The sequence below is a fragment of the Bradyrhizobium sp. SZCCHNR1015 genome, assembly GCF_032489875.1.
Taxonomy (GTDB): Bacteria; Pseudomonadota; Alphaproteobacteria; order Rhizobiales; family Xanthobacteraceae; genus Bradyrhizobium.
This window is the reverse complement of the sequence record NZ_JAUEYW010000002.1, coordinates 160,766-187,211: the sequence shown is the minus strand read 5'-3', so window position 1 is coordinate 187,211 and position 26,446 is coordinate 160,766. Positions and strand designations below refer to the sequence as shown.

22 protein-coding genes, 1 tRNA gene and 1 pseudogene are annotated in these 26,446 nt (G+C 65.7%); 14 read left to right on the top strand and 10 right to left on the bottom strand.

What is annotated here, in order from left to right:
- Window positions 1-9: 9 nt before the first annotated feature.
- The 3 genes and pseudogenes from QX128_RS04590 to QX128_RS33185 all read left to right on the top strand — a co-directional run.
- The gene (locus tag QX128_RS04590) at window positions 10-225 is read left to right on the top strand and encodes an AlpA family transcriptional regulator (protein WP_315716577.1); all 216 of its coding nucleotides are present in this window, start codon (window positions 10-12) and stop codon (window positions 223-225) included.
- Window positions 226-412: 187 nt separating this feature from the next.
- The gene (locus tag QX128_RS04585) at window positions 413-598 is read left to right on the top strand and encodes a hypothetical protein (protein WP_315753634.1); all 186 of its coding nucleotides are present in this window, start codon (window positions 413-415) and stop codon (window positions 596-598) included.
- 8 nt (window positions 599-606) lie between these two features.
- A pseudogene (locus QX128_RS33185) lies at window positions 607-1,659 on the top strand (tyrosine-type recombinase/integrase); the annotation flags it as partial.
- A 161-nt stretch (window positions 1,660-1,820) separates the two neighbouring features.
- On the opposite strand, the gene QX128_RS04580 reads toward QX128_RS33185, so the two are convergent.
- Both QX128_RS04580 and cpdR read right to left on the bottom strand, forming a co-directional pair.
- A tRNA-Val gene (locus QX128_RS04580) sits at window positions 1,821-1,895 on the bottom strand.
- 118 nt (window positions 1,896-2,013) lie between these two features.
- Complete coding sequence (cpdR, locus tag QX128_RS04575) at window positions 2,014-2,373, bottom strand: cell cycle two-component system response regulator CpdR (protein ID WP_006610087.1); 360 nt, start codon at window positions 2,371-2,373, stop codon at window positions 2,014-2,016.
- Between the two features lie 344 nt (window positions 2,374-2,717).
- Here cpdR and QX128_RS04570 point away from each other — a divergent pair, with 344 nt between their 5' ends.
- Entirely contained in the window at window positions 2,718-3,602 is an 885-nt protein-coding gene (locus QX128_RS04570) for an N-formylglutamate amidohydrolase (RefSeq protein WP_315801832.1), read from the top strand.
- Between the two features lie 481 nt (window positions 3,603-4,083).
- Window positions 4,084-4,869, top strand: coding sequence for a histidinol-phosphatase (hisN, locus tag QX128_RS04565; RefSeq protein ID WP_315801831.1), 786 nt, complete (start codon window positions 4,084-4,086; stop codon window positions 4,867-4,869).
- Between the two features lie 64 nt (window positions 4,870-4,933).
- Here hisN and QX128_RS04560 read toward each other — a convergent pair whose 3' ends face one another.
- On the bottom strand, window positions 4,934-5,824 hold the full coding sequence (locus tag QX128_RS04560) for a LysR substrate-binding domain-containing protein (protein ID WP_315737053.1): 891 nt from the start codon (window positions 5,822-5,824) through the stop codon (window positions 4,934-4,936).
- Window positions 5,825-5,909: 85 nt separating this feature from the next.
- On the opposite strand from QX128_RS04560, the gene QX128_RS04555 reads away from it, so the two are divergent.
- Window positions 5,910-6,662: a sulfite exporter TauE/SafE family protein gene (locus QX128_RS04555; protein ID WP_316236800.1), complete on the top strand. Its 753-nt coding sequence runs from the start codon at window positions 5,910-5,912 to the stop codon at window positions 6,660-6,662.
- Window positions 6,663-6,664: 2 nt separating this feature from the next.
- Here the strand turns inward: QX128_RS04555 and QX128_RS04550 are convergent, their stop codons facing one another.
- On the bottom strand, window positions 6,665-7,306 hold the full coding sequence (locus QX128_RS04550; protein WP_316236799.1) for a LysE family translocator: 642 nt from the start codon (window positions 7,304-7,306) through the stop codon (window positions 6,665-6,667).
- A gap of 171 nt (window positions 7,307-7,477) precedes the next feature.
- On the opposite strand from QX128_RS04550, the gene QX128_RS04545 reads away from it, so the two are divergent.
- The 3 genes from QX128_RS04545 (at window position 7,478) to QX128_RS04535 (ending at window position 14,120) form a co-directional block, all read left to right on the top strand.
- Entirely contained in the window at window positions 7,478-9,220 is a 1,743-nt protein-coding gene (locus tag QX128_RS04545) for an adenylate/guanylate cyclase domain-containing protein (RefSeq protein WP_316217172.1), read from the top strand.
- Between the two features lie 114 nt (window positions 9,221-9,334).
- The gene (locus QX128_RS04540; RefSeq protein WP_315801827.1) at window positions 9,335-11,128 is read left to right on the top strand and encodes an adenylate/guanylate cyclase domain-containing protein; all 1,794 of its coding nucleotides are present in this window, start codon (window positions 9,335-9,337) and stop codon (window positions 11,126-11,128) included.
- A 187-nt stretch (window positions 11,129-11,315) separates the two neighbouring features.
- Window positions 11,316-14,120, top strand: a complete 2,805-nt coding sequence (locus QX128_RS04535; RefSeq protein WP_315801826.1) for a di-heme-cytochrome C peroxidase — start codon at window positions 11,316-11,318, stop codon at window positions 14,118-14,120.
- Window positions 14,121-14,166: 46 nt separating this feature from the next.
- On the opposite strand, the gene QX128_RS04530 is transcribed toward QX128_RS04535, so the two are convergent.
- Both QX128_RS04530 and QX128_RS04525 read right to left on the bottom strand, forming a co-directional pair.
- Window positions 14,167-16,695: a DUF2309 domain-containing protein gene (locus tag QX128_RS04530; protein ID WP_316236798.1), complete on the bottom strand. Its 2,529-nt coding sequence runs from the start codon at window positions 16,693-16,695 to the stop codon at window positions 14,167-14,169.
- Window positions 16,696-16,708: 13 nt separating this feature from the next.
- Window positions 16,709-18,298: an NADH-quinone oxidoreductase subunit L gene (locus QX128_RS04525; RefSeq protein ID WP_316236797.1), complete on the bottom strand. Its 1,590-nt coding sequence runs from the start codon at window positions 18,296-18,298 to the stop codon at window positions 16,709-16,711.
- 113 nt (window positions 18,299-18,411) lie between these two features.
- Here QX128_RS04525 and QX128_RS04520 point away from each other — a divergent pair, with 113 nt between their 5' ends.
- Window positions 18,412-19,311, top strand: coding sequence for a LysR family transcriptional regulator (locus tag QX128_RS04520; protein WP_315801823.1), 900 nt, complete (start codon window positions 18,412-18,414; stop codon window positions 19,309-19,311).
- Window positions 19,312-19,416: 105 nt separating this feature from the next.
- Here the strand turns inward: QX128_RS04520 and QX128_RS04515 are convergent, their stop codons facing one another.
- A complete protein-coding gene (locus QX128_RS04515; protein WP_316236796.1) occupies window positions 19,417-19,566 on the bottom strand; it encodes a hypothetical protein in 150 nt (49 codons plus the stop codon).
- A 420-nt stretch (window positions 19,567-19,986) separates the two neighbouring features.
- Window positions 19,987-20,661 (bottom strand): GntR family transcriptional regulator, encoded by a 675-nt coding sequence (locus QX128_RS04510; protein WP_316236795.1) that lies wholly within the window; start codon window positions 20,659-20,661, stop codon window positions 19,987-19,989.
- 147 nt (window positions 20,662-20,808) lie between these two features.
- On the opposite strand from QX128_RS04510, the gene QX128_RS04505 reads away from it, so the two are divergent.
- The gene (locus QX128_RS04505) at window positions 20,809-22,011 is read left to right on the top strand and encodes an ABC transporter substrate-binding protein (protein ID WP_316236794.1); all 1,203 of its coding nucleotides are present in this window, start codon (window positions 20,809-20,811) and stop codon (window positions 22,009-22,011) included.
- Window positions 22,012-22,086: 75 nt separating this feature from the next.
- On the top strand, window positions 22,087-22,797 hold the full coding sequence (locus QX128_RS04500; protein WP_316236793.1) for a hypothetical protein: 711 nt from the start codon (window positions 22,087-22,089) through the stop codon (window positions 22,795-22,797).
- On the opposite strand, the gene QX128_RS04495 is transcribed toward QX128_RS04500, so the two are convergent.
- Window positions 22,787-23,635 (bottom strand): tetratricopeptide repeat protein, encoded by an 849-nt coding sequence (locus tag QX128_RS04495; protein WP_316236792.1) that lies wholly within the window; start codon window positions 23,633-23,635, stop codon window positions 22,787-22,789. The genes QX128_RS04500 and QX128_RS04495 overlap by 11 nt on opposite strands.
- 81 nt (window positions 23,636-23,716) lie before the next feature.
- Window positions 23,717-24,664: an alpha/beta hydrolase gene (locus tag QX128_RS04490; RefSeq protein ID WP_315801816.1), complete on the bottom strand. Its 948-nt coding sequence runs from the start codon at window positions 24,662-24,664 to the stop codon at window positions 23,717-23,719.
- 194 nt (window positions 24,665-24,858) lie between these two features.
- On the opposite strand from QX128_RS04490, the gene QX128_RS04485 reads away from it, so the two are divergent.
- Window positions 24,859-25,338 (top strand): Hsp20 family protein, encoded by a 480-nt coding sequence (locus QX128_RS04485; RefSeq protein ID WP_315801815.1) that lies wholly within the window; start codon window positions 24,859-24,861, stop codon window positions 25,336-25,338.
- Window positions 25,339-25,503: 165 nt separating this feature from the next.
- Complete coding sequence (locus tag QX128_RS04480) at window positions 25,504-26,268, top strand: alpha/beta hydrolase (protein ID WP_316179614.1); 765 nt, start codon at window positions 25,504-25,506, stop codon at window positions 26,266-26,268.
- The last annotated feature ends 178 nt before the right edge of the window (window positions 26,269-26,446 follow it).

Below are 26,446 nucleotides of genomic sequence, written 5' to 3'. Positions count from 1 at the left end.
ATCACGGCCATGCGCGAGCCAGACCGTATCATCAGGTTGAAAACCGTCCTTGCCAGGACCGGGCTGTCCCGATCCACCATCTACCGCAAGATCGCCGAAGGTACGTTCCCTACCCCACTCAAGATCAGCAGCAACGGAACTGGTTGGCATGAATCCGACATCAACCGGTGGATCGCAGATCCCGTAAGATGGCGTCCGCGGCGCGACCTCGATGAAATCTTGTAAGCTCTATGGCACAACGATCAGGGACGACGTTTCTGGAGGCGCTCTCCTGAACTATCCGACCCCATCCTTTTCTACGCCACGGCATCCCGCTTCAGGGACGGTCCCGCGAGATGCAGACGACGAGTTCGGACCAAGCTACATTGGAAATGCGCTTACGGCAGAGCGCGATGTCAACCGAAGGCGTTCCATGAGCCGGCGCCCCGCTCGATTTACCCAAGGCGAAGTGGCACGAGCGATCCGCGCTGCAAAAGCGGCCGGTGCTTCATCCATACGAATTAAGCCGGACGGCACGATCATCGTCGACCTGGTCAAATACAAAGAAGAGCGGGGCATCGATGAGACGGTTGAGCCCGAAGAGCATTTCGTGCTTTGATTCGCTTCATGCCCCGTCCTCGCAAGCCCTACCTTCACAAGGAAATCAACCGTCATGGCAGGACGGTCTGGTACGTTCGCAACAAGGACGTCGGCGGCAAACGCACTCGCATTCGCGGCGAGTACGGGTCCATAGAATTCAACCGCAACTACGACATCGCTCTAGCCGACATGTTCAATCGGCCACGCCTCGCAATCGATCCCAGCGAGGCCAGGGCGATGGTCTTTGATGGTAGCCTCAAATGGCTATGGGAAGAATACAAGGCAAAGGCGCCTGATTGGCGCGAGATGAAGGCGAGCACGCACAAGCAGCGCAACAGCCTGATGATTCATGTTCTGGAGGCCAACGGCAACAAAAGAGCAGCCGCAATCCAGAAGCAGCACATCCTGGACGGGCTTGGGCGTCGCGCTCAAAACCCCTCCGCGGCCCGGCATTTCCTCACCACCATGAGACGGATGTTCGCGTGGGCTGTCGCGCAAAAGATTGTGCCGGCAGATCCCACCGAAGGAATCAAGACACCCAAGCCGGCAAAGACAGAAGGCTTCGTCACCTGGTCTGATGCCGACGTTCGGCGTTACTACAAGCGCTGGCCGCTCGGCACGCGAGAGCGCGTCATGATCGACGTCTACCTCTTCACCGGCTTTCGGCGGGGTGACGCAGCATCATTCGGCCCTGCCGACGTGACCGAACAGGTGCAAGAGCGGATCGGGCCTGACGGAAAACTCGAGCAGATTTCCGTTCCGATCATCACGAAGCGCCTCGAAAAGGGGAGCGAGACCATTGAGGTCACCTTCCCGATGCTCGATGTCCTGCGCCGGACGTTGGAGGCAGGTCCGGTCGGAACCGAGACCTACATCGCGACCCGGCAGGGCAAGCCGATGACCAAGGAGAGCTTAGGCAACCTGTTCAAGGAGAAATGCATCGCAGCTGGGTTGGCGAACCGATCAGCGCACGGCCTGCGCAAGGCGGCTGCAACTGTCGCCGCTGAAAACGGAGCAACGGAAGCCGAGCTGGATGCGATCTTCGGTTGGACCGATCGTCGGATGGCAAGCCATTACACGCGGAACGCCAATCGCAAGAAATTGGCGTATGGCGGCGTCGCCAAGCTCGAGCGAATGATCGGCTCCGTGGATCATAGAGCGAACGTCTATTCCCTCACCGACAAGCTAGGTGCGGGAAATCGAACAAAAAGCTCAATGAAATCAGCAGACGTCCGGATGGGTGGTGGGCACGACAGGGATCGAACCTGTGACCCCTACCATGTCAAGGTAGTGCTCTCCCGCTGAGCTACGTGCCCTAAACCCAAAGGTCTCGTCGGGTGGGGGTCCCTATATCGGCTCCCACGCAGGCAGGCAAGGACGCAAACAGGCGAAAATGGGAATAATCCTGAACTTCGCGACGCCGGCCCCGGCGGCTCAGGCCGCCAGCATCTTGTTGACCTCGCTGACGAGCTCGCGCAGGTGCACCGGCTTGGACAGCACCTTGGCATTCTTGGGCGCCTCCGAATCGGAGTTCAAGGCGACCGCGGCGAAGCCGGTGATGAACATGATCTTGATGTCCGGGTCGAGCTCGGAGGCGCGGCGCGCCAGCTCGATGCCGTCCATCTCCGGCATGACAATGTCGGTCAAGAGCATCTCGAACGGCTCCTCGCGCAACCGCTGGTAGGCCGACATGCCGTTGTCGTGGGGCGAGACCTGGAACCCGGCATTTTCCAATGCCTTGACCAGGAAGCGGCGCATGTCGTTGTCGTCTTCGGCGAGCAGGATTTTGTGCATGGCGAGGGGTTGTCTGGTCCGGGTGAGAGGCGGAGCGTTGCCGCCACTAAGCCTGACGGGCGGTAAATTTCGGGTGAAAGATTGTGCCTTTTGATCCGACATCGGCAAGGCATTTTGAGGGCCGAAGGTGCGGTCTTCGATCGAAGCAGCATGCCAGCTCAGAGTTGTTCCAAACGCGGGATGAACTTTTTCATTGCTTTTCGCTTGGCAGACCGGCTGGGATTATCGAAGATGCGCGTTGGCGAGAGCAGTACCTGCGTTGTCCAGAGCGAATCGGCCGGAGGATACCGGCGCATCAACGGACGTGACATCGACGCACGTGACCAAGGGGACGGCGCCCAGAGATGACGGACTTTGATGGCGAATTGCCGCCGTTCGAGATCATGGAGCCGACCGAATGGCGCGCGCCCATCATCTTCAATTCCCCTCACTCCGGATCGGCCTACCCCGACGATTTCCTGAGGGCCTCGCGAATCGATCTGCCGGCGCTGCGGCGCTCCGAAGATTCGTTCATGGACGAATTGATCGCCGATCTCCTGTCGCGCGGCTTTCCGGTCGTTCGCGTGCATTTCCCGCGCTGCTATGTCGACGTCAATCGCGAGCCCTATGAGCTCGATCCGCGGATGTTCACCGGGCGGCTGCCGAGCTTTGCCAACACGCGCTCGATGCGGGTGGCCGGCGGCCTCGGCACGATCCCGCGCGTGGTCGGCGACGGCCAGGAGATCTATCGCGACCGGCTGAGCGTCGACGAGGCGCTGCACCGGATCGAGACGCTGTACAAGCCGTATCACCGCGCGCTGCGCCGGCTGATCAACCGCGTGCACCAGCAGTTCGGCACCGTGGTGCTGGTCGACTGTCATTCGATGCCGTCGGTCGGCGTCTCGCGCGACGAGCCGCGCCGGCCCGACATGGTGATCGGCGACCGCTACGGCACGAGCTGCGCGTCGCTGCTGCCGGATCTGGTCGAGGACGTGCTCGGCCGGCTCGGTTATTCGGTCGGCCGCAACAAGCCCTATGCCGGCGGCTTCATCACCGAGCATTACGGCAATCCGGCCACGGGCTTGCATGCGATCCAGATCGAGCTCAACCGCGCGATCTACATGGATGAGCGCCGCAGGGAGCGCGGACCTCGCTTCGCCCAGGTCGCTTCCGATCTCGCCGTGCTCGCGGAGGTGCTGGCGACGGTGCCGCTCGGCGACCTCGGGCCTTTCCAGGCGGCGGCCGAATAGAGGGCAGCGCCCTCGGTCCGAGGGATTCCGGCCGGTGGCGCCGGCGCAAAAAAAAGGGCCGCTTGAATGACAAGCGGCCCAAGTCTAGGGAGGAAACGCCCAAGGAGGGCAGCGATAACGCGAAGCGCTACCGCACCGCAACAATATGCAATCGCGCTGCACAAAGCGCAAGGGTTTTTCCGCCTTTCTCCATGCAAAAAAACATAGGCCGGGTTGCGTTCAGCGCGAAACAGCTTTGCTTTTCATCATAAAAGTCAATGGCTTGATTGGAGATTCCAAACGATCGGAGAGGGACGCCGGTTTCGCTTTCACTTTCACATCAGAGGCCCGCGACGGCTCAATCGCGCCCGGTCAGCGCGGCAGGACACCAAACGGTATCCATGATGCCACGCTGGTGTTCCATATCCGGATGCACCCCGGACCGCTTTGAGCTAGGCATAGCGGCTCATTGCCACCCGATTCCCTCACCCAAGGACGCGCTGTGACGGTCATCGATTTCTCCGCCTTCATCGGTCGTCTGGCGACCGCGTCTGGCGAAACCATCCTGCCGTTCTTCCGGACCTCGCTGCTGGTCGACAACAAGAGCAGCCGGCAGGATTTCGACCCGGTGACCGAGGCCGACCGCGCCGCCGAGGCGGTGATGCGCCGCCTGATCAAGGCGAACTTTCCTCAGCACGGCATCGTCGGCGAGGAATTCGGCAACGAGCGCGAGGACGCCGACTACGTCTGGGTGCTCGATCCGATCGACGGCACCAAGTCCTTCATTGCCGGTTTTCCGACCTGGGGCACGCTGATCGCGCTGCTGCACAAGGGCGCGCCGGTGTTCGGCATGATGCACCAGCCCTTCATCGGCGAGCGCTTCGCCGGCGACAACGGCTCCGCCAACTACAAGAACGGCGGCGGCGAGCGCCGGCTCTCGGTGCGGCGCTGCGAGCGTCTCGGGGATGCGGTGTGCTATACGACGAGCCCGCTGCTGATGAACGAGGCCGATCGCGCAACCTTCAGCCGGGTCGAGGCCGAGACGCGGCTGTCGCGCTATGGCGGCGACTGCTACTCCTATTGCATGCTGGCCGCGGGCCATCTCGATCTCGTCATCGAGACCGAGCTCAAGCCCTACGACATCGCGGCGCTGATCCCGATCATCAACGGCGCTGGCGGCATCGTCACCAACTGGGAAGGCGGCCCGGCGCAGAACGGCGGCCGGATCGTCGCCGCCGGCGACAAGCGCGTCCACGAAGCGGCGCTGAAACGGCTGGCCGCGGACTGATCCCGCCTCCACCGGCCTGGCTCCGCCTCGTGCAGAACGGACATCCGGCCTGTCGTCGGGCGCTTCACGCGGCGGCCCTGCGCAAATGCTCGACGAGCAGTTTCGCGGGACGCGGCAGCGCCTTGAAGCTGCGGGCGCAGATCACCAGCCGCCGATCGGCCCAGGCGTCGCGCAGCGCGACGAGGCTGATCGGCATCGACCGCGCGCAACGTCGCGCCGCCGCTTCGGGCACCACGGCAATGCCGATCCCGGCCGCCACCATCTGGCAGATCGCGTCGAAATCGCGCAGCCTGGCCCGCACGTGCTGCCGGATGCCGAGCCGCGCGGCGTGCCGGCCGATATGGACGTTGAGCGCCGTCCCCTGCGTGAGGCCGATGAAATCCTCCCCCGCGGTCTCGCTGAAGTCGATCTGTCGGCGGGCCGCGAACGGGCTGCGCCGTCCGGCCACCAGGATCAGCCGGTCCTCGCCGAAGGCGAAGCGCTCGATCGTCTCGGGCAGCGCGTGCTCCGCCGCAAAGCCGAGATCCGCCCGGCCGGACGCGATCGCCTCGGCGATCTCGGTGCTCTCGCGCTCCTCGACATCGACGTTGATGTCGGGATGCTCGCGCAGAAAGGCCGCCAGCGCCTTCGGCAGATGCTCGGCGAGGCCGACCGTATTGGCGAGCAGCTGCACGTTGGCGCGACGGCCGGATGCGAAGCCCGAGAGCTCACCCTGCATGGCCTCGACATTGGCCATGATGATGCGGGCGTGATCGAGCAGGCTCTCGCCCGCCGCGGTGAGATCCACGCCACGCCGGCCGCGCTTGAACAGCTCGACGCCGAACGCGTCCTCCAGACCCTTGATCCGCGCGCTCGCCGAGGCCAGCGCCAGATGCGCCCGGTCGGCGCCCCCGGTGATGCTGCGGGCCTCGGCCACGGCAATGAACAGCCTGAGATCGACCAGATCGAAACGCATGGTCATCCTGCCTCAGTCCTGGACGAAGGCTTGCTCCGTAACCTCCACATTGTGCCGCCGGCGCAGTCTGGTCAATGTGACAACCATGATCGACCCCATCCTCATCTTCATCGCCTTCGCGCTCACCTTGGCCGGCTTCGTCAAGGGCGCGCTCGGCCTCGGCCTGCCGACCATCTCCGTCGGACTGCTCGCGGTCGCCATGCCGCCGGGCCGCGCGCTCGCCATCGTCATCGTGCCGGCCGTGATCACCAACATCTGGCAGACCTTCGCCGGACCTTACCTGCGCGATATCGCCAGGCGCCTGTGGCCGCTGATGCTGGGGACCGCGATCGGCATCTGCCTCAACGCCGGCGCGCTCAGCCATGCCTCGACCCGCTGGGGCAACGTCGCGCTCGGCGTCTTGCTGATGCTCTATGCCCTGCTCGGCCTCACCAAGCTCGCCTTCAAGGTCGCTCCGCCGCACGAGAAATGGGTCGGCGGCATCGTCGGGCTCGTCACCGGGCTGATCTCGGCCGCCACCGGCGTGCAGGTCGTCCCCTCGGTACCGTACATGCAGGCGATCGGGCTCGAGAAGGACGAGTTGGTCCAGGCCCTCGGCGTGTTCTTCACGGTCGCCACGGTCACGCTGGCCTTCAACCTGACGAGCTCCGGCCTGCTCAGCACGGCCACCGCCCTGCCCGGCGCGGTCGCGATGGCCGGCGCCTTTTTCGGCATGTATGCCGGCCAGGCAGCGCGATCCCGGCTGCCGGCCGAGGCGTTCCGCCGTGTGTTCCTGATCGCCATGATCCTGCTCGGCCTGTATCTCGCCGGCACGGCGGTCATCGAGCTGCTCTGGTAAAGTCAGCGCGCCTCGAGCATCGCGATCCGGACCCCGAGATAGATCAGCAGCCCGCCGATCGCGCGGTTGAGCCAGAGCAGTGTGGCGGACGAGCCGCGCACGCGGCGCGCAGCACGGGCCGCGACGACGGTGACGCCGAGGCACCAGATCGTGCTGTTGACGATGAAGATCGTGCCGAGCAGCAGGAAGGCGATCGCCTTGTGCGGCGCCTCGGCTGCGACGAATTGCGGCAGGAAGGCGAGGAAGAACATCGCGACCTTCGGATTGAGGATGTTGGTGAGCGCGCCCTGCCAGAACGCCTGGCGCAGCGTCACCACCGGCATCGACGTCGCATCACTCGCCCCGGCGGCGTCCGGCCGCCGCGCCAGAAGCTGCGTGATGCCGAGATAGACCAGATAAGCCGCACCGGCCCATTTCACCGCAGCGAAGGCCGTGGCAGAGGCTGTGAGCAGCGCCGACAACCCGATCGCGCTTCCGAACACGTGGACCAGGCAGCCCGTGCTGATGCCGAAGGCGGCAGCGGCCCCGCCGCGCCAGCCCATCTGCGCGCTGCGGCCGACGATATAGGCGGTGTCGGGACCCGGCGTGATGTTGAGCAGCAGCCCGGAGACAAGAAACAAAGGCAGATCGTGAATGCCGAGCATGATTGAGCATTTCCTAACAATACTGATCTAACCATACCTGGCCTCGGCATTGCCGTCTCGCCCCGCAGAGGCCGGCGCGGGGCCGCATGGCGAGGTGCCGCGATGGGTTCCGGAAAAGCGTTGGATTCGGCCGCCTCGGCCGTGGTATGCGCGAGGCGGGAGCACGATGTGATGGAAAGACGCCTCGCCGCCATCCTTTGCGCCGACGTCGCCGGCTATTCACGCATGATGGGTATCGACGAGGACGGCACGCACGCCGCCTTCAAGGCTCATCGCGGCGCCATCCATCCGATCATCCTCAACCACGCCGGCCGCATCGTCAAACACACCGGCGACGGCTTTCTGCTGGAATTCGCCACCGCCGCAAGCGCCATCCAGTTCGGGATCGAGATGCAGTCCCTGATGGCGGAGCGCAACGCCGATCTGCCGTCCGACCGCAACATGCGCTTCCGGCTGGGAATCCATCAGGGTGAGTTCACGGTCGATGACGGCGAGGCCTTCGGCGACGGCATCAATGTCGCCGTCAATCTGGAATCGATCGCCGTCCCGGGCGGTGTTGCCGTCTCGGCCAAGGCTTATGAAGAGGCCGGCCCGCAACTGCCCATCAAGCTGACCAGCGCCGGAAGCTTTCAGTTCAAGAACCTTCAGGAGCCGGTGCAGGCGTGGACATGGGAGCCGGGTAGCGCGGCGATCCGGAGCGGGACGAGCGTCACCGGCCTGCCGCCGCAATATCGCTCCGCGATCGTCGGCGTGCTGCCGTTCGTCAACCTCTCCGACGGCGCCGACGCGTATCTCGCCGACGGGCTCGCGGACGACCTGATCCATGCGCTGTCGCTGCAATCGTTCTTTCGCGTCCTGAGCCGCACCTCGACGTTTCGCTTCAGGGACCGCGGCCTCAATCCCCGCCTGATCGCACGCGAGATCGATGCGACCTACCTGATTCAGGGAACGGTGCGGCGCTCTCGTCACAAGCTCCGCGTGACGGCGGAGCTGATCGCGCCCGAGACCGGCGCTCAATTGTGGACCGGTCGCTACGACGGCGACGTCGGTGATCTCTTCGCGATGCAGGACGAGATCACCACCAGCCTATGCGCGGCGCTGATGCCGGAGATCTATCGTGTTGAAGCCTCGATTCCGGTCCGTGCGCCGGCGACCGACCCGACCGCCTGGGACCGCTTCCTGCGCGGTCTGTCGCACTACTACCGACCGACCAAGGCCGACTACGAGATCTCCATCTCGCTGTTTCGGCAGGCGATTGCGCTCGATCCCACTCTCGGGCTCGCCCACGCTTATCTTGCGACCATTCTGATGCAGGGTATCAATTTCGGCTGGATCAAGGGCTCGCGCGAGCTCTGGGACGAGGCGAAAAATCTGGCGCTGGACAGCGTGCGGCTCGACGGGCGCTCGTCGTTCGCCTATGCGATCCTTGCCTTCGTGCAGGCCATGCAGGGCGACCATGAGGACGGCATGAAGGCGGCGCGCAAGGCGACCGAGCTCAATGCCTACGACATGGGCGCGCGCGGAGTGCTCGGGCTCTGCCATATGGTCAACGGCGAGCACCAGCAGGCGATCGATCTGTTCTCGATCGCGGCCCAGCGCGGCAACAGCGATCCGCGCTACCAATGGCCGGCGCTGAACGCCTACAGCCACTACCTGCTCGGCCGCTATGAGGCCGCGTTGTCCTGGGCCCGCGAGGAGCTGTTTCTCTACCCGAACCATCTGCAGGCGCTGACGATCCGCGCGGCGACCCTGGCGCAGCTTGGCGCGACCGATCAGGCGGGCGACGCCGTCGACGTGCTGCGCGCGCAATATCCCTGGCTGACGCTCGACCGCCACATCAAGAACATCCGATGGAAACGCCGGGAGGATATCGATCACTACCGCGACGGACTGATCAGGGCCGGGCTGGTTTGAGCCAATCGGGCCGCATGGTGCCGGCCCGCCACATGGCCTACACATTGCTTCCGCAAATTGATTGGATTCGACCGCTGTTGCCGTGGTATCGCCGTGTGTGGGAGCAAAGACGGAATGGAGAGACGGCTGGCCGCGATTGTCTGTGCCGATGTGGTCGGTTACTCGCGGATGATGGGCGCCGACGAGGCGGGAACCCATGCCGCGTTCAAGGCGCATCGCGGCGCCATCCACCCGATCATCCTCAATCACGGCGGCCGCATCGTGAAATACACAGGGGACGGGTTTCTCCTGGAATTTCCGAGCGTCGTCGGCGCCATCGCGGCCTCGGTCGAGGTGCAGAAGCTGATGGCCGAGCGCAATGCTCATTTGCCGGCCGACCGCGTGATGCAGTTTCGCCTCGGCCTCAACATGGGCGACGTCATCTTCGATGAGGACGAGGTATTCGGCGACGGCGTCAATACTGCGGTGCGACTTGAAGCCGCAGCACCGCCTGGCGGAATTGCCGTCTCCCACAAGGCCTACCAGGAAGCCAGCAAGCACCTCACGGTCACCTTCGTCGACCGCGGGCCGTTCCGCTTCAAGAACATCGAAGACACGATCAACGTCTGGACCTGGGATCCGTCCTCGCCGGAGAAGAGACGCGAGCAGCGGTCCGCCACGGCCCTGCCGGCGCAATACCGGACCGCCATCGTCGGCGTGCTGCCATTCGCCAATCTCAGCGGCGAGACCGACGAGTACTTCTCGGACGGCCTGGCGGAGGACCTCATCCATGCGCTGTCGCTGCAGTCGTTCTTCCGGGTGCTCAGCCGCAACTCCACCTTCGCCTTCAAGCATGCCGGCATGAGCGCCCGCCTGATCGCACGCGAGATCGATGCGACCTATCTCATCCAGGGATCGGTGCGGCGCTCCGGCGACAAGATCAGGGTCACCGCCGAGCTGGTCGCGCCGGAGAACGGCGAGCAGCTGTGGGCCGGCCGCTACGACCGCGACATCGGCGACCTGTTTGCCGTGCAGGACGACATCACCGCCAACCTGTGCACCGCGCTGATCCCCGAGATCTACCGCGCCGAGGCCGCGGTGCCGGTGCGGTCCAAGACGACCGACCTCACGGCGTGGGACCGCTTCCTACGCGGGCTGTCGCACTACTACCAACCGACCAAGGCCGACTACGAGAGCTCGATCGCGCTGTTCCGCGAGGCGATCAGGATCGACCCAGGTCTCGCGATCGCCCACACCTATCTCGGCACCATCCTGCTGCAGGGCATCCATTTCGGCTGGATCAGGAATTCACGGGAGCTGTGGGACGAGGCAATGGCGCTGGCCGAGGCCGGTGTCCGGCTCGATTCCCGCTCGTCGTTCTCCTATTCGCTGCTGGCCTATGTCCATGCCATGCAGGGCCGGGTCGAGGCCGGGATGGAGGCGGCGCGCAAGGCGCTGCAGCTCAATCCCTATGACATGGGTGCGCGCGGCGTGCTTGGCGTCTGCCATCTCGTCGGCGGCGAGCACCGTCAGGCGATCGAGCTGTTCTCGGTCGCTGCCCAGCGCGGCAACAGCGATCCGCGCTATCAATGGTCGGTGCTGAGCGCGTTCAGCCACTACATGCTCGGCCAGTACGACGCCTCGCTGTCCTGGGCGCGGGAGTCGCACTATCAGAATCCGAACCATCTTCAGTGCCTCGCGATCCGCGCCGCCGCGCTGGCGCAGCTCGGACGCTCGGTCGAAGCCGGCGAGGCCGTCGCGGCGCTTTTGAGCCAGCATCCGTGGATGACGATCGAGCGCCTCCTGAGCAACATCCGCTGGCGCAATCCTGCTGACATCGCGCATTATCGCGACGGCCTCACCAAGGCCGGCATCCCGTTGACCAAGCTCACCCTCGTGGACACCAAGGCCAAATTCGCGGGCGAATAGCGCGATCGCGACTTGAGGTTGACACTTGAGGTTGACACTTGGGCGGGTTACTCCAATCATTCACGATTGCATTGTAGCGTTCAGACGGCGGCCGACCCGCCCGTTCCTCGGCGCAATTCGGCGCCGCCTTCGTTTGTTTGCGTGATTTCGTTTTCATCACTCAGGTGCTTTCCAAGGATGTTCTTCGATGCAAGAAGACAGCGCCCGCGCCCGTGACGCCCTGCCCGGACAGCTTCCGGTCTCGTCCGACAACCCGTGCCCCTTCCTGCGCGCGCTCGTCGCCGGCGGCTTCGTCGACGGCCACAGCGTCCCGCTGAAGACCATCGGCGACCGGGTCGAGGCGGCAAGCGGCGAGACCGGCTTCAAGAAGCGGCTCGTCGGCATCGAGACCTTCGGCGTGGCGCTGATCGCGAACGGCCTGTCGCCGCTGCGGCTCCTGAAGAGCCTGTGGTCCGGCGCCGATCTCGACCAGTTGCGCAACGGTCCGCTCGACAAGCATGGCGGCGGCTCGCGCATCCTCGACGCCGAGGCCAAGGTCCATCCCGAGGAGATCGACCGCTTCGCAAGCTTTGGCAGCGACTATCCCGATCCCAACGGGGGCACCGAGCGCGGCCTCAACGCGGCCCAGATCCAGACCTTCATGAAGGCCAATCTGACGCGCGACGGCGACCAGGCACGCTGGTACTTCCCGATCCTGATGCAGGGCGAATGGCCGGTGCTGCTGAACATCCTCGGCAAGGGCGACGGCGATGGCCGCTATCTCTCGGTCGCCGAGGTCCGCACGCTGTTCGTCGAGCGTCGCCTGCCGCAGCGTATCGCCGCGCGGCTGATGGCCAAACCCAAGCCCGCGAACATCGTCTGGCGCATCGGCAAGGCGCTCGTCGGCGGCGCGGTCGCCGCGGCGCTGGCGCTGCTGCTGCTCTGGGTGGCCGCGCCGGACGCGGTGAGCGACAAGCTACGCTCCATCCTGCCGTCCGATGCCGCGGCCCTGGTGCCGCCCGCGCTGCCCGAGACCGAGCCGACCAAGGCGGCCTACTGGCTCGACCAGGGCTGGAGCACGCAGGACCGGCACTGGTTTCACCACGTGACGCAGGGCACCGCGACCTTCCCGATTCCCTACGCCTGGTTCATGGCGATGGAGCAGCCTTATCTGACGCCGTTCGGCACGCCCGGCCTGATCTCCGACAGCGCCTATCTCGAACGTTTCGGCTTCATCCCGAGCCCGAAGAGCGTCGACGGCGACCCAAGCGTCCTCCGGCCGTTCGGCTACGCCGCCACGGCTGCCAAGACCGAACCCGCCGCGCCGCTGCCCGCCGGCCTCAAGCCGACCCCGGCCGGCAATGAAGGCGGCCTGCCGGTCGGCTTCGCGCGGCTCACTGGCGCTGCCGATCCCACCACCGGTGCGCCGCAATCCGACAAGATCGGCCTCACCTGCGCGGCCTGCCACGCCGGCAGCATTCACTACAAAGGCGTGAGCGTGCGCTTCGACGGCGGCCCCGGCATGGTCGACCTGCGCAAGCTGGAAGAAGCCATGGGTTTTGCGATGATCTTCACGCAATACGTGCCCGGACGCTTCTCGCGCTTTGCCGATCGCGTGCTTGGGCCCAATGCAACCGATGCCGATCGCGACGCCCTGAAGAAGGGGCTGAAGGACGCGACCTCCTTCGCGCTCAACATGCAGGCCAAGAACTACAAGGACACGATCAAGGCCAAGAAGCAGATCGAGACCGAGGAAGGCTTCGGCAGGCTCGATGCACTCAACCGCATCGGCAACCAGGTGTTCTATCTCGACATGGCCGTGAGCGGCCTGCCGAACATGCTCGGCAACCAGGAGGCCATCGACGCGCCGGTGTCGTATCCGCCCATCTGGACGGTGCCGTGGTTCTCCTGGGCGCAGTATGACGGCTCGATCGCGCAGCCCTTGATCCGCAATGCCGGCGAGGCGCTCGGCGTGTTTGCACAGATCAACCTCTCGCCGGAGACCGCACGGGACAAGCTGTGGCGCTCGTCTATGGCGATCGAGAACCTGCTCTACATCGAGAACATGCTGCGCGGTCCCGATCCGTTCGCAACCACGACGCCCGCCTTCGGCGGGCTGACCTCGCCGAAATGGCCGGAGAAGCTGTTCGCCGGCGACGACGCCTGGAAGATCGATCCGGCCCGCGTCGAACGCGGCCGGAAGCTCTATGCAACGATCTGCGTCGAGTGCCATCTCGGCCCGGTCGCCGACACCGTGTTCGACAAGACCTATCCGGACAAGAGCTTCTGGAAGATCAAGCCGGCCGATGACTGGGAGAGCAAGGGCTGGAATGCCAAGGGCCCGATCCTCGACCTCGTGCAGAAGCCGGTCGACGCGATGCAGACCGACCCTGGACAGGCGAGCATTCTCGCCAACCGCAAGGTCAGGGTGGCAGGCTTCCTCGAGGTCGATCCGGCCAAGGACCTGAAGGGCTGCAACCTGCCGCAGGACTCGACCACGGACATGCCCTATGCGCTGGCGCTGATGGCCGTCGTGCAGAAGGCCAGTGACAAATGGATGGAAGACCGCAAGCTCTCCGAGGCAGAGCGGGCCGCATTGTGGGGCGATCGCAGGAACTGCCCCAACCCGGCCGGCAAGAGCTATCGCGCCCGCCCGCTCAACGGCGTCTGGGCGACCGCGCCCTATCTACACAACGGCTCAGTGCCGTCGCTGTACTGGCTGCTGACGCCGGCTGCCGAGCGGCCGACGTCGTTCTGCCAGGGCGCGCGCGACTATGACCCGAAGCCGGTCGGCTTCGCCGTGCCGAAGGGCGGCGAGAGCGCGTGCAAGGTCGGACAGACGCTGTTCATGGCCAATGATTCCAACGGCAAGCCGATCAAGGGCAACAGCACGCTCGGTCATTCCTTCGAAGGCCCGACCAAGCCCAACAAGGATTATCCGAACGGCATCATCGGCGGTGCCTTCTCGGAGGACGAGCGCTGGGACCTCATCGAATATCTGAAGACGTTGTGAGGATGTGAAGCGGCGCGCCTTGCCGACGGCGAGGCGCGCCAGCGCGTCATGCCGCTCTCCAGAGACCGGGGCGTAGGCACCGCCGGATGGTCGTGCCCTGCTCGCTCAGCGAATGCAGCATCACCCAGCCGTTGGCGACGAGATCGCGGACGCCCTGGTGGCGTTGCATGATCTCGTCCATCGCACTCTCCGGCGCGGCGATGAACACGTTCAGGCGAACCGGCTCGTGGATGAAGCGGGTGCCGTCATGCACCGACTGCCAGGGCAGTCCGACCCGGAGATCGCCGGCATTGCCCTCGAGCACGCCGAGTTGCCCGACGATGTTGTGCAGCACCTTGTTGCCGCTGCCGAAGGCGGCATTGTTCACGGTCGAGCCGTAGTACTGCAGATTGATCCAGCTCGCGACCACCATCGGCGCCGTCATGATCAGTTCGAGCGTCCGATGTCCCTCGTCGCGCCCCGCCTCGTAGGAGTGCAGGAAGACGCGGCCGCCGAGGTCAAGCCCGCGGGTGAAGCTGCGCGGCGCGGCGATGAAGGCGGCGTTGCCGGCGAGCCCCCATTCCGGCCGCACCTGCGACCAGTCGCGGGTGCGCGCGACGACGGCCTCGTCGACATCCGAGGCGTCGCGGATGCCGAGCAGCGCGCTGCGCTCGAGCCGCGCCAGCCGTCCGGCCTCGGTCAGCCGCGCCCTCAGCCGCGCGAGGTCCTGCGCGAGCGCCGCCGGAACGTCGTCCTCATCGAACAGCGTGACCGCATCGGTGGTGGTGTCGTGCAGCGCGCCGATGAACCAGCAGTCGGCGGGAATGTCGATGTCCTTGGCACGGAGGCCCTCGCGGACGCGCCGGTCGTTGAGCACGGCTGCCGCGACACGCGCGTTGGCTTCGCCCGTATGACCGCCGCAGGCGCCGCAATCGAGCCCGGAGGCGTGCGGATTGTTGACCGTCGTGCTGCCGTGGCCGGCCAGTAGCACGAGCCGCGCGAACGGCCCGGTCAGCGACATCGCCTTCAGCACCGCCTCCGCCATCGCGACGCGCTGCACGTCGTCGAAGCCGGTCACGCGCCCGCCGAGTTCGCCGGGCGTCAGTTGCGGCATCACCCGCGAGGCGACCTCCGGATCGAGACCATCTACGACCGGCGACGGCACCGGCCGTGTGACGCCGGCGCTATCGGTCGCGATCTTGGCGGCGAAGCCGAGGCCCGCAGCCTCCACGAAGGAGAACGACGACACGGCCGAGACCTTGAACGACTTCCATGCCTTGGCGGCGCGCCGCCGCAGCAGACGCAGGCCAAGCACCTCAGCCTCCTCGACATCGTCGGCGCCCTTGACGGCCTCGCAGACGATGAAGGCGGGCTTCAGCAGCACCGGGCACTGCGCGCCGCCTCTGGTGTGGCCGATCGGCACGTATTCGATCGGGAAGCCGAAGAAACCGGCGAAGCCGATGGTCTCGGCTTCCGGATAGACGGTCTCCAGCGCGCGGCGGAAGATCTCCGAGCGCACGTCGATGCAGAACGCGGCCTGGACCAGCGGCCGGGCCGGCAGCTGCGTGATCGATCGCTGCGCGCCATGGGTGGCGAGCTTCGCGACGAGCCTCTCGCGGAACCCGATCTCGTAGGCTTCATGCAGAATGAGATCGATCGCAAGCTCGGGCGTCTCCTCGAGCCGGTGGTCGGCCGGCAGCTTGGCCGCCTCGGCCATCGCCTGCGCCCAGGCCGTCTTGAACGCCTCGTCGGTGCGTGCCTGGAACAGCGCAAAGCCCCAGGCGAGCCGAATGGCCAGCAGTTCCAGCAGAGTATCGTCTCGCCCGCCGTCGAGCTGCGCGTTCCAGCCGATATAGCGCGCATAGGCCGACCAGCCGCCGAGATCGAACAGCGCCCGCACCAGATAGTCCTCGACGGCCCGAGCTGGGATTCCCAGCCGATCCACGATCAGGCCGATCGCCTGCACCGGATCGGCGGGCAGCTCCGCGACGGCTTTCCGGAATCCGGCAAGGCCCATGGCCTCGGGATTGCGATCGTAGGCCGCGAATTTGCGCCAGGCCGCGTAGGGCTTCAGCTTCCGCACCGGGCTCGGCCAGCTCGCCTGCCCCTCGTCGAAATAGGTCGCGCAGAACGCCGAGATCTCGTCGATCATGAAGGCGACCAGCGAGACGAAGCGGTCGCCCTCGGCGAGCCGGTCGAGCACCTCGGCGACGGTCGCGACCACAGCGGGCGGCGACGAATGCGCGGCCTCCGCGCGCGCCTTGCGCTTGAGCTGTTCGACGTCGATGCCGATGGATGGATGCGACATGAGAGCCTGCGTCAGCGCGGGATCGTCGATCCGGCCGTCATCGAGCGCCTGCCGGTAATAGGCGCGCGGCATCAGCATGCGCGTGCGCACCACGCGGTCGAAGGTGGCGGCGGTCGCCGCGAAGCTTTGGCCGGTGAAGCCGAGGAACGGATTGACCGCGACGAAGTGCTTCAGCGGCCACAGCGGCGCGACCCGCTGACAGGCGCTGTCGATGCGGGCCATGAGCCCGGCATCGGCGGGGGTGTCGAGCGGATCGGCCATGGACATGGCGAGGGCGGCCTGGGTCATCGGATATCTCGGATCACGGGTTGGACGGGAGACGTGCGGTCGACTGCCTCGGCCCTAAGGTCAGCACGAGACGGTTGGCGAGCGTGTTGAGATAGAGGCCGTTGCGCAGGTGGACGTAGGCCGCGATCCAGAACGGCGCGTCGGCGCGGCGCATCATCTGGTTCTGGAACACGGTGACGGCCGCGAACGACACGACGACGGCGGCCGCGATCAGCATCGGCACGATGCCGTCGACCGGCCGTGCAGCCGGGATGCTGCCCCCGACCAGCCAGGCCATCGCGGCCTGCAGCGCGAAGTACACGATCGCAACGCCGGCCGCGGTGACCGCGGCGCGGGCAATGACGAAGGTGTTTGGCCGCTCGTCGATGGCATTGGCCATCAGGTGAACGAGCCCCATCAGCAGCACCGAGCCGAGTGCGATCTGCGCCGGGTTGGTGCGCAAGGTCATGCCGAAGGCGAACCCGGTGAGCAGCGCGAGCCCGATCACGGCGACCAGCGCCAGGATCAGCCGTGCCGCGTGCGGCTGGCCGCCGGGGCTCGGTGTCCAGGACGCCCGGGCAAGATCGATGATGCTGCCCGAGGACAGGAAGGCATGCGCCTTGTAGAGCGAGTGCGCCACGATGTGCAGCAGCGCCGCGGAGAAGGCGCCGAGCCCGCATTGCAGCAGCATGAAGCCCATCTGCGCCACCGTCGAATAGGCCAGTTGCACCTTCACCGAGGTCTGCGTCAGCATCACCAGCGAGCCGAACAGCGCGGTGGCGCCGCCGACGATCGCGAGGACGTCGAGCGCGGGCGTGGCCAGCAGCAGCACGTCGCTGAGCCTGAGCACCAGGAAGCCGCCGGCATTGATGATGCCGGCATGCAGCAGCGCCGACACCGGCGTCGGCGTCTCCATCACCTCGATCAGCCAGCCATGCAGCGGCAGCTGGGCGGATTTCAGCATGGCGGTCGCGACGATCAGGAGCGCTGCAATCGTGACGATCGCCGAGCCAACCCCCTCGCCCGCCCGGGCGTGGGCGACGAGGCCGGCAATCTCCAGCGTGCCGAACCGGATGTAGAGCAGCAGCGCAGCGAGTGCGAGGCAGGCGTCGCCGAGCCGGCTCGCGACGAACTTCTTGCGCGAGGCGCGGATCGCAGCCGGCCGGGTCTCGTAGAACAACAGCAGCTTGCCGAGCGAAAGGCTCGTCGCGACCCAGGCGGCGAGCAGAAGCACCAGATTGCCCGCGATCAGCAGTGTCAGCACCGCGGCGAGGGTCAGCAGCAGCCAGCGCGTGAACCGGACCTGACCTGGATCGCCGTCGAGATAGTTGCGGCTGTAGCGCACCACGACCATGCCGATGAAGCTGACGAGAACCGAGAGGATGGCGCCGAGCGCGTCGAGCTGAAGCGACAGCCCGAGGCCGTATCCGCCAAGCAGCGGCGTCCGCCCTGCCCCGACGACGGCCGCAGCGAGGCTCGCGACCGTCGCGATGCCGAAGGCGATCGCCGCGGCGAGGATCGCGCGGCGAGCAACGTCACGGGCGCTGGCGTGGATGCCCACAAGTGCGGCGACACACAGCGTGAGCGGCGCAAGCGCCGCGAGGCAGGGAATGAGCGGGTTCATGACGGCTCGACAGGTTGATCAAATGAGACGGCTGCCCCCTGCTTTACCGGCCCACGATGCTTCTTAAAATTTCAATGATTGAACCTGATCGTTATAAAATATAGAACGATGCCATGCCGCACCTGAACTACCATCACCTGCGCTATTTCTGGGTCATCGCCAGCGAAGGCAGCATGAGCCGCGCCGCGCAGCGGCTCAACGTCTCGCCCTCCTCTCTCTCGGTACAGATCAAGGCGCTGGAGGCGCAGCTCGGGCAGAAGCTGTTCGAGCGCACCGGCCGCACTCTGCAGCTCACCGAGGCCGGGCGCATCGCGCTCGACTATGCCGGCAGCGTGTTCAAGTCCGGCCATGAGCTGATCGAGACGCTGTCGGGCCTACGGCCGGGACGACAGTTGCTGCGGGTCGGCGCCGCGGCGAACCTGTCGCGCAACTTCCAGATCGCCTTCCTGAAGCCGCTGATCGCGCGGGTCGACGTTGAGCTGATCATCCGCACCGGCCAGTTCGCCGAGCTCCTGGAGCAGCTCGATTCCCACAAGCTCGACCTCGTGCTCGCCAACCATCCGGCAGCGCCGGACATGCGCAGCAGTTTCGAGAACACACTGATCGACGAACAGCGCGTCAGCCTCGTCGGCCGCAAGCCGACCAGGCCCGCGCGATTCCGCTTTCCGCAGGATCTCGCGACGACGCCCGTGATCCTGCCCGGCCGAGGCAGCGCGCTGCGCTCGGCCTTCGATGCGCTAGTCGGATCGGGCGGGATCCGCCCGATCATCGCCGCCGAGGTCGACGACATGGCGATGCTGCGCCTGATGGCCCGCGAGAGCGGCACCGTCACATTGGTGCCGTCGATCGTCGTGATCGACGAGCTGCGCTCCGGCACGCTCGTCGAGCGCGCGCGGCTGAGTGCGCTGAAGGAGCAGTTCTTTGCCGTGAGCCAGCAGCGCCGCTACGCCAATCCGCTCGTCGCCGAGCTGATCGGATCGCGCGCCAGGAAGACCGGTTCACGGCCCGAATGACTGTCGGTGACAGTTTGTCTCGAGAGAGGTTGCAGGCAGCCCACCTCGGGACGGGTGAGTCCTGCGGACCAACTACCGACTGGGGCCGGGTCGGCAGCGGTTCGATCAGAACATCGCGGGCGGGCTGACATTCACCCCGTGCTGGACCAGCACGAGTGAAGCGACCACGCCGGTCAACGAGAACATGGTCACCAGACCGAAGCCGGAATTGAGCGCATGGGGACCAACCAGCTTCCGCGCAATCTTCATCATCATCAATGTCTCCTCCAGGAATGTCGTTAGTGGACGCCACTAGCGGGACGGCGCGTTACCGGGACGTTTCCAAACTTGGAGAGATCGCCGCGTGGTGAATGCATGCTTGAATACACAGCAAGCCCGGCATGAAGCCCGATTAACACTGACGGCGGAATTGCCGTTGCGTCGGGATGAGGGAAGCGCCCGCGCTCGAGATGGTTGAATTTTTGTAAGAACTCGCGCTTAACGACCGCGCTTGAGGCATGGTGGTTCACGTCGCACCGAGCGGTCGCATCTACGCGACGCTTTCCAGCGGAAGTACATCGTCACCCAGAATGAATTGGCCACAGCCGTCAGGCTACCCTCATTCATTCGGCTGGTGACATCCCGTTCGGGACGGATCGCGTCGAAGACGTTCGCGGTCTGCGTCCTGATAGGGTCCTAATTCGCCTCATTCATCGCCGTCGCTGCGAGCAGCGCCGCCTCGATCGTGTCCCGGGTCTTGTCGAGATGCGCCGTCATGAGCATCACCGCGCGCTCGGTGTCGCGCGCCAGCGCCGCCTCCATCAGTTCGCGATGCTCACGCGCGGCATCGCGGTTGCCCCGATCGGTCTTGCGGGCAAGATCGAGATAGCGCTCATTGTGCGCAAACAGGAGATCACGCACCCGCATCATCCAGGCGCTGCCACAGGCCTGGGCCAACGCGGCATGAAAATCGGCGTGCGCCAGCATCCAGGCCGGCGAGAAGCTGCCGTCATGGGCCGCGATCGGCGTCCCGGTCAGACGGTGATGCGCGGCAACGACCGTGGTCTCCCAGGCGAGATCACCGTTGGCAATGGCGCGGCGCAGGCACTTGGTCTCGATCTCGACGCGCATGTCGGTCAGATCGCGCAGATCGGCCACCGAGACCGGCGCCACGCGAAAGCCGCGCTGCGGCGTAGCCGTCACCAGCCCCTCCGCCGTGAGCCGCGCCAACGCCTCACGGATCGCCCCGGTGCTGACCGAGAAGGCTGATCCGAGCTCGCTGATCTTCAGCTTCTCCTCCGGACGATAGAGGCCGGCGAGCAGGCTGGCACGCAACTGCTCGTAGACGGTCTGGGTGGCGCTGCCGGACATCGACTCACTTTCGCGAAACAATTCACACTAGCAGAGCCAGAAAGTACATTTTTATTAAAAAATATATTTTAATTGCGCAGCCCCCCAACCTCCGCCTATGCTGAGCGCTAAAACGCCGCCGGCAGCGCGGCCACCAGGGAGGTATCCATGCGAAGCGCCATCGCAGCGGCAGGATTGTTCGTCGTCGCGTCCGTCCTCGCCGTACCCGTACGGGCGGAGGATCAGCCGGGCGTCACCGCCACCGAGATCCGCATTGGACAGACCATGCCCTATAGCGGGCCGGTGTCCGCCTTCGGCATCCTTGGCAAAGGCGAGGTGGCCTATTTCAAGATGGTCAACGACCGCGGCGGCATCAACGGCCGCAAGGTCAACCTGATCTCGCTGGACGACAGCTACGTGCCGCCCAAGACCGTGGAGCAGACGCGACGGCTGGTCGAGAGCGACGAAGTGTCGTTCATCTTCTCGACCATGGGCACCGCGCACAACACCGCGATCGCCAAGTATCTGTCGGCTAAGAAGGTGCCACAGCTGTTCGTGGCCTCGGGCGCCTCGAAGTTCGGTGATCCCCAGCAGTTTCCGCTGGCCTTGGTGGGCGTGATGGCGCCGTTCCGCAACGAGGCCCGGATGTATGCGCGCTACGCGCTGCAGAAGAAGCCGGATGCGACCTTTGCCATTCTCGCGCAGAACGACGATTTCGGCCGCGACTATCTCGCCGGGCTGAAGGACGTGCTCGGCGAGCGCTTCGACAGCGCGGTGACCATCGCAAGCTACGAGTCGACCGAGCCGACCATCGACTCGCAGATCGTGAAGCTGAAATCGACCGGCGCCGATGCGCTGATCATCGCCGCGACGCCGAAATTCGCCGCGCAGGCGATCCGCAAGATCCATGAGATCAACTGGCGCCCGCTGACGTTCCTGACCAACGTCTCGGTGTGGATGTCGTCGGTGATGGAGCCGGCCGGCCTCGAGGCCGGCACCGGCATCATCTCGACGGCTTACGTGAAGGACCCGCTCGATCCGGCCTGGGCGGACGATGCCGGCGTCAAGGGCTGGCGCGACTACATGGCCAAATACGTGCCCGACGGCGACATCCGTGATTCCAACTACGTCAACGGCTACAACAACGGCATGGTGCTGGAGCACGTGCTGAAGGCCGCCGGCAACGATCTGTCGCGCGAGAACATTTTGCGGCAAGCGCTGTCGATCAAGGATCTCGAACTGCCGATGCTGCTGCCGGGCATCAAGGTCAACACGTCAGAGACCGACCACCTCCCGGTCGAGCAGGTGCAGTTCATGCGTTTCACCGGCAAGCAGTGGGAGCGGTTCGGCGAGGTGCTGTCGACCAAGTAGCGGCGGCGGCCGGTTGGACTTTCGGCGGCGAAGGCGTAGACATCTGCCGTCGTCCCCAGGAGAACCGCGGCGCCGATGTCCGAGACTGAACCGCTCATGCTGAAATTCCGCTGTCCGAAGGAGCTCGAAGACCTCATTCCGCAGCCGGTACCGGCGCCGATGGGCGTTCCCGACTGGGTCAAGACGATGCCGGCCACCGCGTTCAGCGCGCTCAACCAGGCCGAGGAGCAGACCGTCAAGCGCTGCCCGCCCTTCATCGACGCGATGACGACCGGCTTCCTCATTCCGCTGATCTGCGATCTCACGGTCGAGGATGGCGGCATCAGCTGGGACAACGAGCTGCCGCCGGGCGGTGCGATCGATTTTCCGCGCTCACCGATCAGCTTCCACGACGTCGCGCAGGTCACGGGCTCGCCGCTGTTCGAGGCCGACCGCTTCCTGCTCAAGTTTCACAATCTCTGGACGATCGAGTCGCCGGAGGGCTGGGCATTGCTGTTCACGCATCCCGTCAACCGCTTCGACCTGCCCTTCACCACCTTGACCGGACTGGTCGACAGCGACCGCTTTCACGACTCGTTCGTGCACTTCCCGGCGCACTGGCATGACACGGCGTTCCGCGGCCTGATCCCGAGAGGAACGCCGGTCGCGCAATGCATTCCGGTGAAGCGGCAGGCATGGGCGATGCAGACCTCGGCCTTCACCGAAGAGGAGATCGCCGAGATCCACGAGGTGCGCGATGCGCTGAAGCGCGAGACGGGCGTCTATCGCAAGCGGTTCAGGGCTTAGCTGTCGCAGCGCCGTCGATCTGCAGGAATCTGGCAGCGTCGCTCGGACGGAAGAAGAAACGGCCGTGCGAGGTGACGGCGAGCGTGTAGGCCGCGCGGGTCAGCAGATGCGGTCGGCCGCGCACCGCCGTGCGCAGCGCAGCCTGGGCGCCATCGCGATCCCCCATCTCGGCGAGACACATCGCGAGATTGGCGCGGGTCTGCGTGTCCTCCGGCCGCAGCCCGAGCGCATGGCGGTAGGTGCCTGCGGCCTCGGCATAGTCGCCGTCGAGGAACTGCACCCAGGCGAGCTCGATCAGGATGTCGGGCCGTCCCGGCGCGGCCTCGCGCGCCGCCAGCAGGTGCGTGCGGGCACGAACGCGGTCATTGGCCTGAAGAGAGAGGCGTCCGAGATCGAGCTGGAGGTCGACGCTGTCGGGTGACAGCGTCAGCGCCTCCTCGATCACGGCGATGGATTCACCAAGCTGCCCCGACTTGGCAAGCCGCCCCGCCAGCTCCTGGAACGCCGGCAGAAAAGGCGGCCGCCGCGCCGCGGTCTTGCGCAGCTGCGCGATGCCGTCGGCGGCGCGTCTGGACTCGCACAAGGCGGCGCCGAGCAGCGTCTCGAGTTCCGGATCGCTGCCGCGGAGCACCGCCTTCTCCAGCGGCGCAATCGCCTCGCTCGCGCGGTGCTGGCCAAGCAGCGCATGGGAATGAACGAGCAGCGCCGCGCGATCGGTCCTGGCCGTGCGCAGGATCGAGGCGGCGATCTGCTCGGCGCGCGCGAATTGCCGCGAACGGAGCGCGTGGACCGCTTCCTGCAGCGCCTGCGTCTGCTGATTTTTCCGCCGTTCACTCACGTCTGCCGCCAAGCTCCGAGGAGGACGTCGGGCCTAGCTAGCCCGCCCGCCCAGGGGTGTCCAGCAAACGGGCGCGACGGCTCAGCCGAACAGCGGGGTGCCCGGCACGAAGGCATCGAACGCGGCCCAGAACTGCGAGCGGTAGCGGTCCTGCTCCTGCAGGATCTCGTGCTTGGCGCCGGCGATCACGAGATGCGAGCCGGCGCGCAGATGATAGGCGAACTCCTCGATCGCAGCCGTCGACACCACGGTGTCGCTGGAGGCCGCCAGCATCAGGATCGGCTGGCGGATCTGCGACGGATAGCTCATGCCGCGGAAGGTCATCATCGCGGAGAACGCGGCGTCGGCCCAGGCGACCGTGGGCGAGGCGATGCCGAGCGTCGGATCTTCTTCGAGGATCGCGGCGTTGCGGGCATAGCGGACCGGATCGGAGGTCAGCGGATTGTTGACGAATGGCGCCAGTCCGCTGATCTCGTCGTTGCCGCCCGGCACGTAGCGGCCGCCCTGCCCGGCGATGCGCATTGCCCGCAGCAACAGCCGCGCCGGCAGCGCTGTGCGGCTGCCCGGAAGGTCGATCATCGGCGCCGACAGCACGATGCGATCGAACCAGCGCTTGCCGGCATGCGCGAGCCGCAGCAGCACCGTGCCGCCCATCGAATGCGCCAGCGCGAAATAAGGCGGCGGACAGTCCGGCAGCACGACTTGCGTGACGAAGGTCTCCACGTCGGTCTCGTAGTCGGAGAACGAGCGCACATAGCCCTTGCGGGAATCGCGCAGGCGCCGCGACGAATGGCCCTGGCCGCGCCAGTCGATGATGGCGACCGCAAAGCCGCGATCGCGCAGATCGCGCACCGTCTCGAAATACTTCTCGATCATCTCGCTGCGGCCGGTGAACACACACACCGTGCCCTTGCGCCCGGCCGGCGGCGCCCAGCGCGCAAAACGCAGCTCGGCGCCATCAGGGGTCTTGATGGTGCCGGCAGTGACGTTTTCGGGAACGGGATTGGCGGGAATCGAGACGAGCGTCATGAGGCACCCATCGAATAGGTGAAAGGCAGCGGGAATCAAGGGGTGGAACGGCAAAAAGAGCAGGTCCCGAACGCCCTTGAACGTCGAAACGCCTGCCCTACATCGAGATCGTGCAGGCCTCTGATGGCTGCACGACGGCCCGGCCCGATGGCGGGCGGGTTTGCCCAATAGTCGCTCAATGGAGGACTTTGACCATGCGTACCTACGACCTCACCCCCTTCTATCGTTCCACCGTCGGTTTCGACCGTCTGTTCTCGATGCTCGATCAGGCCACCGCCGAGCCCACCCCCGGCTATCCGCCCTACAATATCGAGCGCACCGGTGAGAACGCCTACCGCATCACCGTCGCCGTCTCCGGCTTTGGCAAGGATGAGCTCTCCCTCGTCGCGAAGGAAAACACGCTGACGATCAAGGGCGAGAAGGCCGCCAATGAGAACGGCAAGAAGGCTGAGGTGCTGTATCGCGGCATCGCCGCCCGGGCGTTCGAGCGCTCGTTCCAGCTCGCCGACCACGTGGTGGTGAAGAACGCCAGCCTCGAAAACGGCCTGCTCCACGTCGACCTCGTACGCGAGATTCCGGAAGCGAAGAAGCCCCGCTCGATTCCGATCTCGACCGGCGCGCAAGGCTCCGAGCAGCCGGTGATCGAGGGATCGGCCGAGAAGGCCGCCGCTTAACCGGCACTCAGACTTGAGAATGCGAACGCCCCGGGCAGCCGGGGCGTTTTTTTTGTGCGTTGCTGCAGTGCAATCAAACGATCGTGACGGGCGGTAACGGCCTGCACCCGGCCAGCGAAGACGCCAGTGATGACCTCACTCACCCGAGCCACTGGAGCCTCAACGATGAACGTCGTTCGCACCCTCACTTTCGTCGCCGCCCTGACGGCATTGGCCGGCCCTGCTCTGGCGCAGCCCGCGCCGCCGCCCAAGGTCCACAACGTCGTGCTGGTGCATGGCGCCTGGGCCGACGGCTCGAGCTGGGCCAAGGTCATCCCCTATCTGCAGGCGGCCGGCCTCAAGGTCACGGCCGTGCAGAACCCGCTGACCTCGCTGGCGGACTCCGCGGCCGCCACCCGCCGCGCCCTGGCCGAGCAGGATGGGCCAGCCGTGCTGGTCGGCCATTCCTGGGGCGGCACGGTCGTGAGCGAGGTCGGCACCGATCCGAAGGTCAGCGCGCTGGTCTATGTCGCCGCCCGCGCCCCCGATGCGGGCGAGGATTTCGTCAAGCTCGCCGGCCAATATCCGACGCCGCCGGCGCGCGCCGGCATCGTCGACCATGACGGCGAGACCAAGCTCAACGAGGACGCCTTCCTGACGGACTTCGCCAACGGCGTCGATGCGACGACGGCAAAGGAGCTCTATGCGGTGCAGTGGCCGACCGCGGCGACGATCTTCGGCAACCGCACCACCCAGGCGGCATGGCACGACAAGCCGTCATTCTATGCAGTGTCGAAGCAGGACAAGACCATCGATCCGGATTTCGAGCGCTTCCTGGCCCACCGCATGAAGGCAACCACGATTGAGCTCGACGCCGGACACCTGTCGCTGGTGTCGCATCCGAAGGAGATCGCTGATCTGATCCTGAAGGCCGCCGGTCAGCACGAGTAGTGCGACCGATGGTGCTGGGGTCTCATCGGCTGCTCCAAACGACCTGTCATGCCCGCGAAAGCGGGCATCCAGTCCGCGGCGGCGGTCGTGAATGACCGAGATGCCGGTGTTGACTGGATCGCCCGGTCGAGCCGGGCGATGACGGCGTTGGGGGTGGCAAGCGGCCGGGCAGACCGTC